This is a genomic window from Bifidobacterium sp. ESL0690 (assembly GCF_029392315.1).
Taxonomy (GTDB): Bacteria; Actinomycetota; Actinomycetes; order Actinomycetales; family Bifidobacteriaceae; genus Bifidobacterium.
Genome location: NZ_CP113939.1, coordinates 989,634 through 1,008,035, shown reverse-complemented (window position 1 = coordinate 1,008,035; position 18,402 = coordinate 989,634). Strand labels below are relative to the sequence as shown.

Annotated in this window: 14 protein-coding genes and 2 tRNA genes; 2 read left to right on the top strand and 14 right to left on the bottom strand. The window is 56.8% G+C overall.

The features are described from left to right. Positions 1–149: 149 nt before the first annotated feature. Positions 150–1,649, bottom strand: coding sequence for an MFS transporter (locus tag OZX62_RS04005; protein WP_277176730.1), 1,500 nt, complete (start codon positions 1,647–1,649; stop codon positions 150–152). 8 nt (positions 1,650–1,657) lie between these two features. Beyond that, positions 1,658–2,065: a YbhB/YbcL family Raf kinase inhibitor-like protein gene (locus OZX62_RS04000; RefSeq protein ID WP_277176729.1), complete on the bottom strand. Its 408-nt coding sequence runs from the start codon at positions 2,063–2,065 to the stop codon at positions 1,658–1,660. A 206-nt stretch (positions 2,066–2,271) separates the two neighbouring features. Here OZX62_RS04000 and OZX62_RS03995 point away from each other — a divergent pair, with 206 nt between their 5' ends. Next, positions 2,272–2,913 carry a TetR/AcrR family transcriptional regulator gene (locus OZX62_RS03995; RefSeq protein WP_277176728.1) on the top strand — a complete coding sequence of 214 codons (642 nt, stop codon included), beginning with the start codon at positions 2,272–2,274 and terminating at the stop codon, positions 2,911–2,913. A gap of 156 nt (positions 2,914–3,069) precedes the next feature. Here the strand turns inward: OZX62_RS03995 and OZX62_RS03990 are convergent, their stop codons facing one another. The 3 genes from OZX62_RS03990 to OZX62_RS03980 all read right to left on the bottom strand — a co-directional run bounded on the left by OZX62_RS03990 (position 3,070) and on the right by OZX62_RS03980 (position 4,793). Beyond that, on the bottom strand, positions 3,070–3,882 hold the full coding sequence (locus OZX62_RS03990; protein WP_277176727.1) for a hypothetical protein: 813 nt from the start codon (positions 3,880–3,882) through the stop codon (positions 3,070–3,072). Between the two features lie 71 nt (positions 3,883–3,953). Continuing rightward, complete coding sequence (locus OZX62_RS03985; protein ID WP_277176726.1) at positions 3,954–4,127, bottom strand: hypothetical protein; 174 nt, start codon at positions 4,125–4,127, stop codon at positions 3,954–3,956. A 592-nt stretch (positions 4,128–4,719) separates the two neighbouring features. Continuing rightward, a tRNA-Pro gene (locus OZX62_RS03980) sits at positions 4,720–4,793 on the bottom strand. Between the two features lie 186 nt (positions 4,794–4,979). Here OZX62_RS03980 and OZX62_RS03975 point away from each other — a divergent pair. Then, entirely contained in the window at positions 4,980–6,173 is a 1,194-nt protein-coding gene (locus OZX62_RS03975) for an ABC transporter permease (RefSeq protein WP_277176725.1), read from the top strand. A gap of 201 nt (positions 6,174–6,374) precedes the next feature. On the opposite strand, the gene OZX62_RS03970 is transcribed toward OZX62_RS03975, so the two are convergent. The 9 genes from OZX62_RS03970 to coaE all read right to left on the bottom strand — a co-directional run bounded on the left by OZX62_RS03970 (position 6,375) and on the right by coaE (position 18,396). Next, a complete protein-coding gene (locus OZX62_RS03970) occupies positions 6,375–7,031 on the bottom strand; it encodes an NUDIX hydrolase (RefSeq protein WP_277177027.1) in 657 nt (218 codons plus the stop codon). Between the two features lie 161 nt (positions 7,032–7,192). Continuing rightward, positions 7,193–8,071, bottom strand: coding sequence for a Nif3-like dinuclear metal center hexameric protein (locus OZX62_RS03965; protein WP_277176724.1), 879 nt, complete (start codon positions 8,069–8,071; stop codon positions 7,193–7,195). Between the two features lie 281 nt (positions 8,072–8,352). Continuing rightward, positions 8,353–11,514 carry a DNA polymerase I gene (gene polA / locus OZX62_RS03960; protein ID WP_277176723.1) on the bottom strand — a complete coding sequence of 1,054 codons (3,162 nt, stop codon included), beginning with the start codon at positions 11,512–11,514 and terminating at the stop codon, positions 8,353–8,355. A 132-nt stretch (positions 11,515–11,646) separates the two neighbouring features. Continuing rightward, positions 11,647–12,426, bottom strand: coding sequence for a response regulator (locus OZX62_RS03955; RefSeq protein ID WP_277176722.1), 780 nt, complete (start codon positions 12,424–12,426; stop codon positions 11,647–11,649). Between the two features lie 123 nt (positions 12,427–12,549). Then, a tRNA-Leu gene (locus OZX62_RS03950) sits at positions 12,550–12,623 on the bottom strand. Between the two features lie 244 nt (positions 12,624–12,867). After that, positions 12,868–14,316 carry a pyruvate kinase gene (pyk, locus tag OZX62_RS03945; RefSeq protein WP_277176721.1) on the bottom strand — a complete coding sequence of 483 codons (1,449 nt, stop codon included), beginning with the start codon at positions 14,314–14,316 and terminating at the stop codon, positions 12,868–12,870. Between the two features lie 140 nt (positions 14,317–14,456). Beyond that, positions 14,457–15,440, bottom strand: coding sequence for a TerC family protein (locus OZX62_RS03940; protein ID WP_277176720.1), 984 nt, complete (start codon positions 15,438–15,440; stop codon positions 14,457–14,459). 84 nt (positions 15,441–15,524) lie between these two features. Continuing rightward, the gene (gene uvrB, locus OZX62_RS03935) at positions 15,525–17,639 is read right to left on the bottom strand and encodes an excinuclease ABC subunit UvrB (protein ID WP_277176719.1); all 2,115 of its coding nucleotides are present in this window, start codon (positions 17,637–17,639) and stop codon (positions 15,525–15,527) included. Between the two features lie 148 nt (positions 17,640–17,787). Then, a complete protein-coding gene (gene coaE, locus OZX62_RS03930) occupies positions 17,788–18,396 on the bottom strand; it encodes a dephospho-CoA kinase (RefSeq protein WP_277176718.1) in 609 nt (202 codons plus the stop codon). Positions 18,397–18,402 lie beyond the last annotated feature (6 nt).

Here is an 18,402-nt window from a genome sequence, read left to right as displayed (position 1 = left end):
AACCTATTTGCAAACAGGCTATGAACAGCGTTCTCTCAGATTGTCGGGGAACCGTGTTCAGTCTTATCATCTGACAAGTGTTCATGTCACGTTATTCGCAGGCGCTATCAAATCATTTCCCAAGTCTCGTCGCTGATGATTCCGGAAAGTTAGTTGCTTGTTTGGGGCTTTCCGATGGAAGTGAACGCAAGCAGCATCGTGACTATGATGACGATGGCGGCGCTGATGATGAAACCGGCCATCGCGGCTGTCCCGTAGGCGTTTATGGCAGCGTTCCTGAGGGATATGCCGGATTGTCTTTTCAACCTGGCGGCTTGCCGAAGGGTCTGTCCGATGGTGGCTCCGAGGCCTTGGGGCGTTTTCGTGCCGACCGCCTTGGCGAGGAACGTGGTGTAGAAACCGCCTTGCAGGGACCCGAAGACGCCGATTCCGAGGATTGAGCCCAGCTGTTGGAAAACGGAAAGCAGCGAGGACCCCTGGCCGGAACGGTCCTCGGGGACATCGGCCAATGCCCAGTTGAACGCGACCGGCTGGCCCGCGCCCATGCCTAATCCGGAAACCATCTGCCCGATGGCAAGCCACACGTATGAGCCGAGGCCGACGCCTGCGGCCATCGCCAGCACGCCCGCCGCGATGACAAGCAGGTCGAGCAGGCATGAAACCCGTTGGCCAAGTCGTGCGGTGATGATGCTGTTGAGGAACGCGCCGATGATGGCGGCCGCTATCATCGGCATGAGCATCATGCCGCTCTGCAGGGCGTTGTGGCCGAGTACGGTCTGCAGGTAGGTCGGCAGGATGAAGATGACGCCGAATACCATATAGTTTAGAAGCAGCAGCGCCACCGCGCTGGTACGGTATGACGCATAGCCCAGGAGTCCGAGATCGGTCAAAGGGTTGCGGGAACGGATGTTGGCCGTAACGAAGCAGGCGGACAGGACTATGCCGACGGCTATCGGCACGACGGCATCCGGCGCGAGAAGCGATTTCTGCGCGTTGATCAGCCCGGCTGAGAACAGGCCGACGCCCGAGACCATCAGAGCGGCCTGAAGCCATGGCAGGCCTTCGTTTCGATTGTCCTTTGGCTGTTCTTGGGGAAGGAACACCCAGTTGATTGCCAGTGCGACGAGCATGGCGAACAGGTCAAAAACGAACAGCCCCTTCCAACCCATGACCACGGTCATGCCGCCGCCGATGACCGGTCCGAACGGGACCCCCAGCATGCCCGCTATCGTCCAGGTCGTGACGGCTTTGCCTTTGGATTGTGCGGGGAAGGTGCTGTTGATCAGGGCAAGGCCCATGGGGATGAATATGCCTGCGGACAGTCCCAGCAGCGCCCGGGCCGCGATGAGCATGGACACGCTGCCGGACAATGATCCAAGCAGCGAGGCCAGCGCATAGACAGTCAGCCCGGAAAGCAGGACACGGCGATAGCCCAGCCTGTCCCCCAGGAAGCCGGCAATCAGCAATACAGCCACGAAGCACAGCGAATAGACCGACACCATCCATTGCTGCGCTCCCGTGGATGCGTTGAACGAGACCGATACCGACGGCAAGGCCAGGTTGAACGCCGTGGTGTTGACGAACAACACGGCCTCGGCGATGCACAGCCCGGCAAGCATGAGCCAGTCGTTCCTTCCGGCTCTTTCCATACTTCCCTTCATTCGAAAACCCCCTGCACTTTGCCGATTCCCAGCGTCCTTCCCTCCGAAGCTTTCAGGAAACCCCGGTAGCCCGCAGTCGGGCGGAGGCCGAGCATGCGGTCGAACGCGTAGACGGTGAACTCGTAACGGTGGCTGGTGCCTGCCGGAGGTTTCGGCCCGCGGTAACGGTGCCAGCCATAGGCGATTCCCTGTGTCGATTCGCCGATCCCGGGACGGGCACCGGACGGGATCGACCCCGGAATCTCGTCCGCGACCTGCAGGTCCCAGATCAGCCAATGCGTCATCGAGCCGAACAAAGGATGGCTGACATCGCGAAGGACCACAGCCAAGCTCCCGGTCTTCTCCGGAAGGCCGGAAAGGCCGAAGCCCGGTGAAACATCAAGCCCCCTGCCAGTACAGTCCACTTTGAAACGCCCGTCGGCCCTGATGCCGTCGCAGACCACGCCGATCTTCTCCATCGCCTCACCTTTCGTCCAGCTTGTCCGAACAATTCATAAGTAGTAGACTATCATTCATAAAATGTCAATTCCGGGGGCAAGCCGTTTTGTTGAAGCCTCTCCGGTACACCAGCGGAATTAACATGAAACCGACCACGGGGAAGGAACCGAGCATGGAAACAGCACAAGACAATCGCGGCACTTCCCCGACGGCGGTGGAAACCCGGAAACGCTGGCAGTCGGAGAAAAAACGGGCCACGCGCCGCCATATCAGGCGATGTGCGCTGGACCTGTTCACGGCGAACGGCTACGACAACGTCACCATCAAGGAGATTGCGGCCAAGGCCGAAGTCACCCCCATCACCCTTTTCCGCTATTTCCCGCGCAAAGAGGACATCGTCCTGACGCTGCCGACCGACGACTCGCTTTGGGAAAGACTTCAGGACAATCTGGCGACAGCCACCCGCCAAGGCAACGAAACGTTCGAGGTCTTCAGAGCAACCGTGGACGGAATGCTGGTTTCCATCGACCCCGAGTTCCTCGGCTCACTCGCCCGGCGCCTGGCGATAGTCCGGGCCGACAGCACTCTGCAGGAGGCCTTGTACGCGAAAATCCCAAGCTGGTCCGGGAAAATCGCGGAAAACATCGGCGGGAATGACGATCCGTTTCATACCGAGTTCCTGGCGACCGGCCTGGTCGAGCTGGCCATATCCCTGATGCTGGAGTGGTCACGACGACGCGAAAAAACGGCACACGAACCCGATGCCGAGCTCATCGTCACCATCCTCCAGGAGATGAGCGGTTTCTGCCATTGAGCCAAGCAAAGGGAGTTCGTTGGTTCCATCAACCGGTAAAATCATGCAGATTATGGACAGAAGTATCCAAGCTTGTTTTCGCTAAAACGCCTTTCGATATCAGAAATTAAAGATATAAGTATTGCTGAAGATAGAAGCGGCCCGTCGACACCGATATCACCACTGGCCGCGACGATAGAGGTCGATCAGTCTTTCGCAGTTCTCCAACGCGGGGAACATGCAGCTGACGGTGTTCCACGGATCACGTTGCAGGGAGACCTCTTCCGTTTTCTCGTCGCCGGCACCGGTGGGGCTGGCGAGGCCGGAACCGATGAGAACATCGCGTGACCCATGCGCCGAACCGCTGCACATCCTCCACGACGTCTGCCCATCCAGAAGCCGCCTGTCGCCTTTCCCTCGCATCTTTCCGTCGGCGTCCCGGATGATCTGGGTGTAATGAGGAAACCTTGCTATGTCCTTGCCTCTGGCGCAATCCAAGGCCGCGAACTCTTCCTCCAAACGCCTGCGTTTCGCCCTCCGGTTTTCCAGCAGGTCACGGTTTCCGTGTTTGTCTCGCATCGCCACGGCCATCAGGTTCTCATTGTCGCGGTACGCCAGTTTCAACGATTTGAAACGCATCTTGTTCTCGCCGCCGGTGGTGCCGAGCCATATGCCGGTCGATGAGGCCTCGACCGCGGTACGGATGACCGAATAATGCGCGGTCACGACCGTATTCGGGTCCGAACGATACAGCAGAATCGACAGGTTCAAGGACTCCAACGCGGCGGAGATGCAGGTCATCAGCTGCCCGGCCACCTCACACTGCCCGCTCGCGCGGGTCAAAGGGGTGCTCCCCTCGCATTCGGTGAACTCGCGGTGGTCATGCTCCCAGCTGCCGCTCAACGCATCAAACCTTCCGTTCAACTCCTCGAAATACCGCTGGGCTGCCGCCGTGCGACGTATCGGGTCCCTCATGTCATCGATCATCATGACACCGAATATACTTCAGAAAGCAGAAGAGAAAGGAGGTCCGCCCGGAATACACCGGGCGAACCTTTCACCTAGCGGAGACCATGCCTGCTGCGGTAGTCCATGACCAGCAGGTAGCCGATGACGGCCACGAGCATGATGTCAGTGACGATATTGTCCGCCTTGGCAATCAAGGCGGCGATGATCGCCACGATGGAGTCCCTCAGATAGTTATTACCGCTAGGTCCTTTCTGTGAATTGGGCATGATATACCCTTGCTACTAACGCCGCGCCACGCATGGCGCGGCTCACGGCACACAGGCCTGATGGCTTGTGCGGCCGACGGAAACGTTACTTCCCGCTGGCCGTTTAATCCTATCCAAAGGGCGGAATCTCCATAGGTACGCTATACTTGGTCGTGTCGGGTACGGCAACGTTACCCATCCGGATCATAAAGGCGGGCAAAAAGCTTTTCACTGGATGGTGTCGAAACCGGCAGGGGCGTCTGTGATTCGTCCCTCTACTAACGCCGCGGGCCGGTTCCGAATCAAATCGGATATCGGCCCTACGGGTTTCTCACTGCTTTCTTAATCTTCCACACACCGGAAGGTGACGTCGTAGCCGAGGGCTTCCATAAGCAGACCAACAAGAAACAGCAGATAGAATACATCTCACACAAATAGCCTTATTCTGCTATGGCAGAATAACGGCCAAGCCTAACAGAATATATAGGAATACTCAGATTCTCGGGGAACAGAAAAACTGAAAAGTCGTAAGCCATCGTGTCTGAATCGTGTCTAGACACCAAAACAGCTGAAATCACAACACCTAGAAACGTTGGAACTCCAACGATTTCAGTCGGGATGACAGGATTTGAACCTGCGACATCCTGCTCCCAAAGCAGGCGCGCTACCAAACTGCGCTACATCCCGATGTGCCCGCAAAACCAAGCACAAATAATAAGTATAGCGCAACCCCGGCCATGCGACTCGCTAAGATAGGCAAAAGCACATACGGTAGTACATAAGCAAACGGATACGAACCGCAAATATGAACGCCAATAGAAGTACGAGCGTTAGCGAACAAGTCGCAGACATAACGAAGGGTAACGAATAATAATGGGACTGCATCAGCGCACGGAGACCTCGGGGCTCGTCTCCTTCATCATCTGCGCGATCGCCGGAGCGAGCGTCATGGAGCTGTGCGTCTCGCTGCTGCCGGCCGCGTGGATGATCAGCCGACGCCAGTTCGTCATCGCCTCCATCATCATCGCCGCTTGTGGCACCATTTCTTTCATTTTTGGCTACGCACGGCGCTCAAGTTCGCTCAATACCCACAATCGCCGGATAGAAATCCTGCGCCGCCTGGTCGAAATCCTAGCCCTCGCAACGGTCTACGCCTCTACCCTGTTCCTCACCTCGTTCGCAATCCTGAGCATGGAAAGCAACCTGATGGGCACGATGTTCCTCGAATACATTGTCCCGGTTTGCGCCGGGTTTGCAGGTGTCGCGGGCTATATCACGTTCGTACAGGCCGAACTGATGGACGCCAAAACGCTGGCAGGTCTGCTGCCGCTTTTCGTGGTCGCCGGAGTGAGCGTCGCAGGCCTGACCACCGACGATCCGAACTGGTATACCAACAATTTCTCGCAGCTCGGCGACCGCACCACTTTCGCCGCGCACATGTTCAACTCGACGCTGATCCTCGCCGGCATCTGCATCATCATCGTCAGCTACTTCGCCATCTCGGAGTTGATCACTTCGTACCGCCAACGCCGCGAATGGCACCAAGAGCAAGGCCCCCTGCGCTCCAGCCACATCAAGCATTACAAGGCGCGCCTGACCTGCCTTTCCATCATGCTTGCTTTCTCTGGCATCGCCTTCATCGGCATCGGCACGTTCCGCTATACGCCGCATCCCATCCTGCACAACGTCTTTGCCCGCGGCATCGTCGTTGTCATGGGCCTGCTTCTGCTGGCCCTCCCCTGGCTCGCACCACAGCTTTCCCTAGCCATCTACGCAGCCGGCTACCTCGCCATCGCGGTTTGCGGTGTCGTGCTTGTGCAATGGCTGATGGGAGCCAACACGATGACCAACGTCGAGGCGCTGGCCGGTCTCGTGTTCCTCGGTTGGTTCATCATGTTCTCACGCCAGATAGCGGCCATCGAGGCCGACCGTATCGCCGAACAGGTCTTGCATATTGACCAGGAAGAAACTTCAGCAGACCTAACCACCGCGAATGTTGCTGACACCATTCCGTCATCGGTAGACAAGAATCACCGCATGCATTCGCGTATTGCAGCGACACAATAAAACATTGCCAAATGCCAGATTTGGGAATAACTACAACATTACACTACACGTAAATTTCAGAGTAGCGATATATAAATTTCAATACCAATAATCAGTGGACGGAACAACTCATAGCTTTCCCCGAAAACATTATTGCAGTACATTATGACCCCAGAGAAACTCTAAACTCCGCTAGGAAAATCGCCAGTAAATGATGATTTCCTATTGCTTCGCTGCCAACTGCTCGCGCAACCGGCGAATTTCCTCATGTTGAATGGCAATGGTGGAATCCGCGGCCTGAATGCCGATGCCGGTCAGCTCCTCCCACGTCACCCACGTGGACTGCACATGCTCATCCTTGTCGAAATGACGTGGCTCCTGTTTCCATGCCGAGAGATGGACGACGAAAATATGCGCCAGCTCGTTGGTCATACCGCCGGAAGAATAGAAATCACCGACTTGCTCGATTCGAACGGAACCCTCATCTTTCGGCGTCACTCCCGTTTCCTCTTTCAGCTCGCGCAAGGCCGAGATTTCGGGCTTTTCGCCGTCTTCCATAAGACCGGCAGGAAAACCATACGTGAACTTGTTCGGACCTACACGATACTCCCGTTCGAGCAAATACCTATCCTGAACCTCATCGTGAACCAGCATCACCACAGCCTGCGGATGGACGAGAATCTGTCGCCGTACCGGCACTTCCCCACCATCGGTTTTCGCGAGCGCCAGCCTGCGGTCATCGATATGGAAAATAGCCCCGCGATAGACAGTTTCGCTAGAAACCAGCCGTACCGGCACCTCCATGTCAACGCCGTCGGTCGAGTCCTGCAAACGCTTGTTTACCTCTTTACGGATAGACTCAGTCGTTTCCGTATCCATCATTCTTTCCAACTTCCCTATCACAACTTTTGACGGCAACAAACCTCAATATACGAATATATTGATATCGGCTACTTTTCATCGTAATAAACAAAACACACAAGCTAAAGTTGATCTGGACACACCAATCCGCACAACATATCTCAGCAGATACCTGATGATTAGTCTCGCCCCAGTACCAATTGCCAAGGATCAGTGACGATACCCACACGTTCAGTCTCAGGCCGGAAACCAGTGGTCTTCTCCACCCCGTCCGCAATATCGTCAAGCGCATACCTGAACCACATCGATTCGATGGCCGAATGCGGCGTGTTGATGAGTGCCGGTCTCATGGTTGTGTTATTCAGCGTCGCTTCGTACCAAGCCTGTTGCAGCGCGTCAGTGGCCGGGTGATGACGCAAATCGCTCGTCACATAAACGTCGGCGCCGCTTTCCCGCACCTCGTCGAAATCAGAATCCCCCGATCCCGGCAACACAGCAATGCGTTGAACATCAGCATCCAAATCGCCAGCAATCTGAATCCCATAGTTCGTTTTCGGCACTTCCGCGGCGACACGCTCGGCGAACGCGCGCAACGTCATCAGTTCCGCTAGCGTTCCAACACGTCCGAGTCCAACGGCATGGCCGTTTTCCTCGCCTGCCGGCACCAACGGCGTCTGATCCTGCAATCCGAACGCGTCGGCCGCGGCCTGGGCGACCCCACGATAGGCAACATCGGCGTTGGTGTGCCCGACCCACAGCCCACAGTGCGCACGATACAGTTTTCCGGCGATGGCCCCGTGAACGCCAAACCCGGAAACCTCGTGCACCGCACGGAAGAACAGCGGATGATGGCAAATGAGCAAATCGGCACCCATTGCAATCGCCTTGTCGACCACGGCCATGGTCGGGTCCGCGGCGAAGACGATCTTGCCGACGGTATCGTTCAAATCACCGACTATCAGCCCCGGAAAGTCCCAATCCTCAGCATACTTGAGCGGATACAGCTGTTCCAGCACCTTGACAACTTCTGTAAGCCTCGGCTTCTTCTGATCTGACATGTTTCCTCCGAACTATCCGTCATCTTCCGAACTATACACATCCATTTCAAGTGATATCGACAATCGACCACACCACCGAAACCGACATCACTCATGAAACAGCTTTGCTACGCTTTCGAACACATACGCAAGATGGCTCCATTGCTTCCACAATAGAGCCATCGTCAAACACATTTACCAGCTGGCGCACGTGCTTAAAAATGCCAGTGTCAACTGATTGACCGGGAACGACCACCAGAGACGAGCCATATCAGCAGTTGCCGCCAGACGCTAGCCCGCCATCAGTGCGCGGCTGCCTGCCAGTCGGAGCCGATGCCGATGGAGACGTCCAGCGGTACGGCCAAGTCGACGGCATGCTCCATGGCGTTGCGCACCAAAGCGCTCACCTGCTCGCTCTCGCCCGGTGCGACCTCCAGCACGAGTTCGTCGTGAATCTGCAGAATGACGCGGCTCTTAACACCCGCAGCCCGCAGCGCATAGTCGGCACGAATCATGGCGATCTTCATGATGTCGGCGGCGGACCCTTGAATCGGCGCGTTGAGCGCAGCACGTTCGGCGGCATCTCGTACCTGACGACGCGAAGAGTTGAGCCCAGGGAAGTAACGACGACGACCGAACATCGTCTCCGTATATCCTTTTTCGCGTGCTGTGGCGACCAGCGACTCCAAGTAGTCGTGCACCTTGCCGAACGTGGCGAAATACTTGGATTTCAACACATCGGCCTCGGCCGGGCTGATCTTGAGCTGTTGCGAAAGCCCGTAGGTACTTAAGCCGTAAGCCAGCCCATAGCTCATCGCCTTAACATGGCTACGCTGGTCTGGGGTGATCTCGTCGACCGGAATGTCATACACAAGACTGGCCACATACCGGTGGAAGTCCGCGCCGGACTTAAACGCCTCAATCAGCGATTCGTCGCCGGAGAGGTCGGCCATGATGCGCAGCTCAACTTGGGAGTAATCGCAGCTCAGCAGCGATTCAAAGCCTTCGCCCGGCACGAACGCGGAACGGATCTCGCGGCCGGTGGCGTTGCGGTTGGGGATGTTCTGCAGGTTGGGGTCAACCGAGCTCAGGCGCCCGGTTGCCGCGACGGTCTGCTCAAAGGTGGTGTGAATCCTGCCGTCCTTTGGGTTGACCGCTTCCAGCAGCGTCTGCGCAATCTGCTTCAACTTGTTGGTCTCACGATGCCGCAGCAGCGCGCCAAGGAAATTGCTGGCCTTCTCGTCCTCGGCATACTTGACATACAGGTTCTGCAGCGTGGCGGCATTGGTGGTGTATGAACCGGTTTTGGTTTTTCTCGATGGCTTAAGACCCATTTCGTCGAACAATACCGCCTGTAGTTGCTTCGGGCTTTGCAGATTGAGCGCATGACCGGCGGCTTCGAAGGCAATCTGCTGGGCCTGATCAGCGTCAGCGGCAAAACCGTCGAGCAACTCGTGCAAACGTCCCAAATCCACCTTCGCACCAGCATCCTCGATCCCGTAAAGCACCTGGGAAACCGGCAGTTCGATGGAACGCAGCAGCCCGTACTGCTTACGTTGATCAATCGGGGTCTTCAGGTAATCGGCGAGCGCCCGCACGATGGCGACATCCCTCACAGCTTCTTGCTGTTCCTCTTTCGGAGCCTCGTCCTCACTGTCGGATTCGTCTTCGCCGTCAAAGTCAAGTTCGCCTTGAGTCTGTTTGGGCTTGCTATCCTCAATGAGACCGAGGAAATGTTCAGCGGCCTTTCCAAGCGTTTCGGCATGGAAGTCCGGATGCACGAGATAACCGGCAAGCTTGGTGTCGAAGAGCGGTCGCCGCATGGTCACGCCGGCCGAAGCCAGCATATGCAGATGTTCCTTGTATCCGTGCACCACCATGGAGGTATGGAAGACATCCAACAGGGCCTGCAGCGCGGAACGCATGGCGTCATCAATGGTTTCCGCGCCGAACATCGCCGCCTCGTTATCGGCCAGCAGCACCACGGTTTCCAGTTTCGCGTTTCCCGGCTTGGAACGCCCGGTTGCGTAAAGCACCCAGGAATGATCGACCTGTTCGGAGCAACACATATCACGATCGACCAGTTCCGGCCCTTTGGCACCGTCGATGATCGCCTGCTCGTCCGCTTTTTCCGCGGCACGAACCTCGGCATCATAGCTCTTTTGCTTTTCTTGAGAAGTCTGGTCGGAATCGTCACTCGGTTTACTCTCTGTTTGGCCGCCGCTTTTCGAGCCATCATCCTTTTTGCCAAAGGTCTCAATTACCAAATCAGGGTTGATTTTACCTGCGGGAAACACCGGTGCGATGTGTGTGTTAATCCAGTCGCCAAGCTCTCCGGCATTGTGGATTTCGGTGACATGAGGCTCCCTGATAACGGGCTCATCATCGTCGGCATCGGCCCCCGCGGTTGCTGCAGCCGTCGAATCCGCATCTTCCGGCATAACCCCGCCGTTGAAGGATTTGACCAGCCTGTTCTTCGACCGGTTGCTGAATTGGAGTTTGGAGAAAACCTGGTTGACCTTGCCCATATCCATGCCGCCGAGGGTGAAATCGTCAATGGAAGCACCGAGGTCGACATCGCGTAGAACGGCGTTGACACGTCGGTTGAGCTTGACCTGATCGATGTTTTCGCGCAGCGCCTCTCCCTTCTTGCCAGGCAGTTCGTCCGCGTGTTCGATGATGCCTTCGAGCCCGCCATACTTATTGATCCACTTGGCCGCATAGCCGTCGCCTACACCCGGAACGCCGGGAATATTGTCGGCGGTCTCGCCGCGCATGGCCGCCAGATCGGGGTATTGCTGCGGTGTGACATGGTATTTCTCGACGATGGCCTCCGGCGTCATGTGCTTCAAGTCCTTGAAGTGGTGGCCGGGATAGAGCACGGTGATGTCGTCGTCAATGAGTTGGAAGGCATCGCGGTCGCCGGAAAGCACGAGCGTCTTGTACCCGGCCTCCTCGCCCATCGATGCCATGGTGCCGATGATGTCGTCGCCTTCGTAGCCTTTCTTTTCCACGTATTTGACGCCCAGCGCTTTGAGCAGGTCCTGGATGATCGGCAGCTGGCTCAGAAGCTCTTCAGGTGCCGCATCCCTGGTTCCTTTGTATTGCGGCAGCATCTTGTTGCGGAACGTGCCGCCTGCCATGTCGAAGGCGACGGCGAGATGGTCGGGCTTCTCGTTATCAAGCACCTGCGCAAGCATGGTCGAAAATCCCCATACAGCGTTGGTCGGCTGGCCGGTGGAAGTGGAGAAGCTTTCGACGGGGAGGGCAAAGAAGGCGCGAAAAGCGAGGGAATGGCCGTCCACCACCAGAAGCGTGCCTTTGGATTTTGCGATATTTTCCGATGATTCCTTCGAACCGTTTGCCTTCGCAGTGCCTTCAGCTTTGACTGAATTATCCATCTTGCCGCTATTGCCGGCTTTCGCGGTATCGTTCGCTTTCTTCAAGCTTTCGTTGTCACTCATAAGTTCGCTGTTCCTTGTAATCGCCGTTTTGCACGCCGTGTTGTTTCACTGTTGGTATCCACTATACAAATATCGCCTGCCGATTCATAGGCGAATCGACAGGCGACTTCATAAAATTTCGTGGCTTCAAGCTCAGCGCTGCTGAGGTTCCGGCTTCGGATCGCCGTACTTGGCGATGATGGCCATAGCCAGACGCTTCTTGGGGATGCGCTGATCCATGGAAGTCTTCTGAATCCAACGGAACGCACCCTGCTCGGAGAAGTCCGCCTTGTCCATCAAAAGACCCTTGGCACGGTCGACGAGCTTGCGCTCCTCCAGCGTGTCTTCAGCCTTCTTGAGCTTTTCTTCGGCTTCCTTGAGCTGGGACTGAGTCTCCTTGAGCTTGCCTTCGTTCGCTTCGACGGTGTCGAGCAGGTCGTTGATCTCGGCGAAACGGCCCATGGCCACTTCCAGCGCCGGCAGCAACTTGGATTCCTCATACGGCTTGGTGACGTAGGCCATGGCGCCGGCACCGGTGGCCTGCTTGACCAGATCGGGCTGGGAATAAGCGGTCAGCATGACGACCGGGGCGATGTTCTCATCGCAAATGGTGCCTGCTGCGGTAATGCCGTCCATGCGAGGCATCTTGACATCCATGCATACGACATCGGGGCGTTCCTTGCGGGTAAGTTCGACGGCTTCCTCGCCATTGGCGGCTTCGCCGACAACCTTGTAGCCATTGTCTTCAAGCATGGCGACCAAGTCCATGCGGTTCACGGATTCGTCTTCAGCCACAACGACGGTACGCTGACGCGGCGTGCCTTCTTCTTCGGCTTTTTCTGCTTTGGCTTCGTCCGCAACGGATTCGATGTCATCGGTGGCGGCGGCTTTTAATTCCTCATCGGTCAGTATCTGATCCATATCATCATCCATTCTGTATACACTTCTGCACCCGTGTCTTCGCGCCTTCTCAAGTCTCTTATGACAAATGTCGAGTACAAAGGACATTGATACTATGATATATCAATCATTCAAAAGTGATAAACCCACTCAACGTGCCCTTGGTGGGACTCGAACCCACACTGCACAGATTTTGAGGCTGTTTCCTCTACCAATTGGGATACAAGGGCTTGTATCGGGCGCAACCCAATGGATTGCAACCATTTAAAAGTACCATAATCAAGCGACGTCAGAGTGTCGATTTCGTCATCTGCGTGTCTTGTCGCGCGTTCTGCGCATTGACTTGGGGCCAAAGACAAGAACAATCTCCGACCCTGAAAACGTTTCCGTTTTACGGGCCGAAGATTGTTTGGAAAGGAAAATCGGGCTTTCAGCTAACGGCTATACCGTTTCGTTGCAAAGCCGTTGTGAACTTCAGTCAGCGTCGCAGGCGCCCACGGTGTGGACGTAGAGCGAGTCGGTGCGACCGGCCTGATGCGAACCTTGAGCGGAGCTGAGCACGACGATCTTGTCGCCGTTGACGACCTTGCCGGTGTCGCGAAGCAGCTTGTCGGTGAAGATCATCAGCTGATGACGGTTCATGTCGTGGTAATCGTCCTTGACACAGAACGCTTCGGTGCCCCAGCTCAGAGCCAGCCAGTGATAGGTGTGCTCGTTGTTGGTGATGCCGTAGATCGGGGCGGCCGGGCGCTCGCGGGAAACGCGATGCACGGTGGAACCGGTCTGCGTATAGGCCACGATGGCCTTGGCGTTGATCTTGTCGGCCAGGTCGACGGCGGCGGAGGAAACGGCGCCGGTGCTCGACATGTCGAGGTTGGAGATGGAAGGAATGCGGTCGAAACCGTGCTCGGTGGCGTAGCCGGAGATGCGGGCCATCGTGTTGACGGTCTGTGCCGGATACTTGCCGACGGCGGTCTCGTTGGAGGTCATGGTGGCGTCGGCACCGTCGAGAACGGCGTTGGCGCAATCGGAAGCCTCGGCGCGGGACGGAATCGGGGAATTGACCATGGAGCCAAGGACCTCGGTGGCGACGATGACGGGCTTGGCATATTCGCGAGCCAGCTCGATGCAGCGCTTGGTGACCAGCGGGACCTGCTCGAATGGCATCTCGACGGCCATGTCGCCGCGAGCGACCATGATGCCATCGAATGCCTTGACGATGTCTTCGAGGTTGTCGACAGCCTGCGGCTTCTCGATCTTGGCGACGATCGGGATGCGACGGCCTTCCTCGTCCATGATCTCATGGGCGCGGTCGATGTCGGTGGCGAAACGCACGAAGGACATGGCGATGATGTCGGCGCCAGTCTGGATGGCCCAACGAAGGTCGGCCTCATCCTTCTCGGTCAGCGCCGGGAGGCTTACGGCCACGCCCGGCAGGTTGATGCCCTTGTGGCTGGAAACCGGGCCGGCCACGACGACCTTGGTGTGCACGTTGTTGCCTTCGACCTTGGTGACCTCAAGACGAACCTTGCCGTCATCGATCAGAATCGGGTCGCCGGGATGGCAATCGCCGGGAAGACCCTTGAAGGTGGTGGAAGTGATGTGCTCGTCACCCTCGATATCGTCGGTGGTGATGATGAATTCCTGTCCTGCCGTAAGCTGGACCTTGTCTTCGCCGTCGGCGTTCTTCTTGAACCAACCGCAGCGAATCTTCGGGCCCTGCAGATCAACCAGAGCGGCGACGTTGCGACCCGTGGTCTTGGAAGCCTGACGAACGTTGTTGTAGACCTTCAGATGGTCATCGGTGGTGCCGTGCGAACGATTGAGGCGCGCGACATCCATGCCGTTCTTGACCAGCTCGGTCAAGTTTTCCAGCGATTCGCTCGCCGGTCCGATGGTGTCTACGATTTTTGCTTTCCTCATGAATACCTGCCTATTCTTTCTGACATGTGGTTTGGCGGGAATCAACCCGCGACATATAACCAGTCTACTAGCATTCATAGGCATTGGTTGCCGTTCCGCCGACTTTTATGTGAGCGTTCACATACACTGTTTGACGACATCTACTTCGTCTTGGCGGCATCTTTCTTCATCTTGATGACACTGGCCAGAGCAGCAGTGCCGATGGCCACGATGATGACGGCGAGCGATACCCACGTCGGAATTTCCGGCACTTGGGTAATCGGGTGTCCCCCATTGATGAACGGCAGGGAATTGCCGTGCAGGGCTTCCATCACCAGCTTGACGCCGATGAAGCCGAGCACTACTGCCAGGCCGTATGGCAGGTACTCGAGCTTGTCGAGCAGCGCGCCGAGCAGGAAGTAGAGCTGCTGGAGGCCAAGGAGCGCGAAGATGTTGGAGGTGAAGACGATGAACGGGTCTTTGGTGAGACCGAAAATGGCAGGAATCGAATCGAAGGCGAACATCACGTCGGTGGTGCCGATGGTCAGGAAGACGATGAGCATCGGGGTGAAGAACTTCTTGCCGTCGATGGTTGTACGGATCTTTTCGCCGTCATAGTGGTCAGTGATTTTCACCACTTTTCTTAGCGCACGGATGATCGCGTTTTCATGGTATTCCTCGTCGTCATCGTCGCCGGCCACCAGCTTTACGGCGGTATAAATCAGGAATGCGCCGAAGATGAAGAAGACCCATGTGAAGCGCTGGATGACGGCCGCGCCGACCAGGATGAAGAGGCCACGCAAAATCAACGCGATGGTGATGCCGACGCTCAGCACGTATTTCTGCAGCTTGCGGGGCACAGCGAAATTCGTCATGATGATGACGAAAACGAAGAGGTTGTCAATGCTCAGCGAATATTCGGTGAGCCAGCCGGAATAGAACTCGAGCGCCGGCTGCGAACCGGACACCCACCAGACCAGGCCGCCGAAAATCAGGGCTGCCACCACGAAGAACGCGATGTGCTGCACGCACTCCTTGGTGGAAGGCACATGGGGCTTACGACCAATGACGAACAAATCGACGACGAAGAAAATCGCAAGCACCACGTATGTGGCGATCATAAACGCAAGGGGTGTTTCGGCCATATTTCTACCCTACGGGGTGCCGGTGACCTAGCGTGACGTTATTTATTGTTTATGACTGACTATTGGAAATTTTGGATAAACTTTTTATTTCTGGGCTTCGGTAATCTGGCGGAGTTCCTTCTTGAGGTCACGAATCTCGTCGCGCAGACGGGCGGCGAGCTCGAACTGTAGCTGTTCGGCGGCGGTGTGCATCTGGTCGCTCATCTGGCGGATGAGGTCGGCCAGGTCCTGCGCGGGTAGGCCGGCGTTGACGATGGCGTCGTGGTTCTTCTGCAGATCCTTCTCGTCGAGACTGGTCAGGGCGATGCGCTTGTCGCTGCCGGCACGCTTCTCGTCGCGGTAGCCGCCGGCCAGAAGCGTCTCGGTGTCCACATCCTCCTTGGCCAGCATGTCAGTGACGTCGCTGATTTTCTTGACCAGGGGCTTCGGGTCGATGCCGTGTTCCTTGTTGTAGGCGATCTGCTTTTCGCGACGGCGGTTGGTCTCGCTGATGGCGGTTTCCATCGCGTCGGTGACCTCGTCGGCGTACATGATGACGGTGCCGGAGACATTACGCGCGGCACGGCCGATGGTCTGGATGAGTGAACGGTGCGAGCGCAGGAAGCCTTCTTTGTCGGCATCCAAAATCGCCACCAGAGAGACTTCCGGCAAATCGAGGCCCTCACGCAGAAGGTTGATGCCGACGATGACGTCGATCTTGCCTTCGCGCAGTTCGCGCAGCAGCTCGACACGGCGAAGCGTATCCACATCGGAATGGAGATACTCGACCTTGATATCGCGTTCCAGCAGGTAATCGGTGAGGTCTTCGGCCATTTTCTTGGTCAGTGTCGTCACGAGCACGCGCTCATGCTTGGCCACGCGGTCTTTGATTTCCCCGAGCAGGTCGTCGATCTGCCCCTTGACCGGACGTACGATGACCTTCGGGTCGAGCAAACCGGTGGGCCTGATGACCTGCTCCACCACACCGTCGGAAAGCCCGAGTTCGTAGTCACCGGGGGTCGCGGAAAGATAGACGGTCTGGCCGACACGATCAAGAAACTCCGGCCATTTCAGCGGCCTGTTGTCCATCGCGGAAGGCAGACGGAACCCGTTTTCGACCAGCGTACGCTTACGACTGGCGTCGCCTTCGTACATACCGCCGATCTGCGGGACGGTGACATGCGATTCGTCGATGACCAAGAGGAAATCGTCCGGGAAGAAATCAAGCAGGGTGTGCGGCGGGCTGCCGGGCTCGCGTTCGTCGAAGTGCCGTGAATAGTTCTCGATGCCGGAGCAGAAGCCGACCTGTTGAATCATTTCAAGGTCGTAGTTGGTGCGCATCTCGAGGCGCTGCGCTTCGAGTTCCTTGCCCTGTTTGCGCAGCTCGGCGGTGCGGTCGACCAACTCTTCCTTGATGGTTTTCAGCGCATGCTCGGTGCGCTCGGGGCCTGCGATATAGTGCGAAGCCGGGAAAATGTGGACTTGCGGCTCGTGGGCGATGACATCGCCGGTCAACGGATGCAACGTAGAGATGCGGTCGATTTCGTCGCCGAAGAACTCGATGCGGATAGCCAGTTCCTCATAAACGGGAATGATTTCGAGGGTGTCGCCGCGCACACGGAAAGTGCCACGGGTGAAGGCGATGTCGTTACGCTTATACTGCATCGCGACAAACTTGCGCAAGAGCGCATCGCGGTTGATCTCCTCCCCCTCATGCAGGAAAAGCATACGACCGGCGTATTCCTCCGGGGTACCCAAACCGTAGATGCAGGAGACGGTGGCCACCACCACACAATCATCTCGGGTCAGGAGGTTCGCGGTGGCGGCGTGACGCAGACGCTCCACGTCGTCGTTGACGTTCGAGTCTTTTTCGATGTAGGTATCGGTCTGGGGAATGTAGGCCTCAGGCTGGTAGTAATCGTAGTAGGAAACGAAGTAGCTGACGGCATTGTCCGGCATCAGCTCGCGGAACTCCGCGCAAAGCTGGGCGGCCAAAGTCTTGTTGGGTTCCAAAATAAGCGTCGGGCGTTGTAGCTTCTCGACGAGCCATGCGGTGGTCGCGGTCTTGCCGGTGCCGGTGGCACCCATCAACACCACGTCGTTCTCGCCGTTCTCGATGCGTCGCGCGATCTCGTCGATAGCCTCGGGCTGGTCGCCGGACGGCTTGTATGGCGCTTTCACCACGAACGGATGATGCGTACGCTCGATATTAAACCCCATGCCTGTTTCGATTCCTTTCACCAGCCAACGTCTTCAATGCTTCGCAATAGACCTAGTAAGTTTTGTTCGGTTTCGTTCCGAAATCTCCGCTTACTTGCGGTTTATGACCGCATTCCCAATGCCTTACTTTATGCGAATCCTGCCTCGTTCACTGCCATTGTGCGAACAGCATATCAAGATGCTCGAACATTTGTTCGATTGGCTGTGTGGAGTCAATCACCACATCGGCGATGGCCTCGCGCTGCTCGCGGCTTGACTGATGCCGTATCCTACCTTCGGCCTGTTCCCGGCTCATTCCCCGCGTTTCCATCATGCGTTGAATGCGAACCTCTTCAGGTGCCTCAACAGTAAGAATGTGGTCAAATTTGAACGGAATGGTATCGATGACTTCAGCCAGCAATGGCACGTCATGAACGATAATCGGGCCTGAAGAAGATTTCTTCGCGATTTGCCGTTCCAATTCCTGGGCACGACGATAAATCAGCGGATGCTCGATATCGTCAAGCCGTTGTTTGGCATCCGGCGCAGCTTCGGGCGAGAAGACATGATCCGCCATCCACTTGCGATTCAGCGAACCATCGGATTGCACGGCCTCAAGACCGAACCCATCAGCAATTTGGCGAATTCCTTCACCGCCCGGTTCAACAACTTCACGTGCCAATTGGTCGTAATCAATAAGGTAGGCGCCACGTTCCTTCAGGTGCGCGGCAACCGTGCTTTTGCCGGCCGCGATGCCTCCGGTCAATCCGATTCTCATCCATCC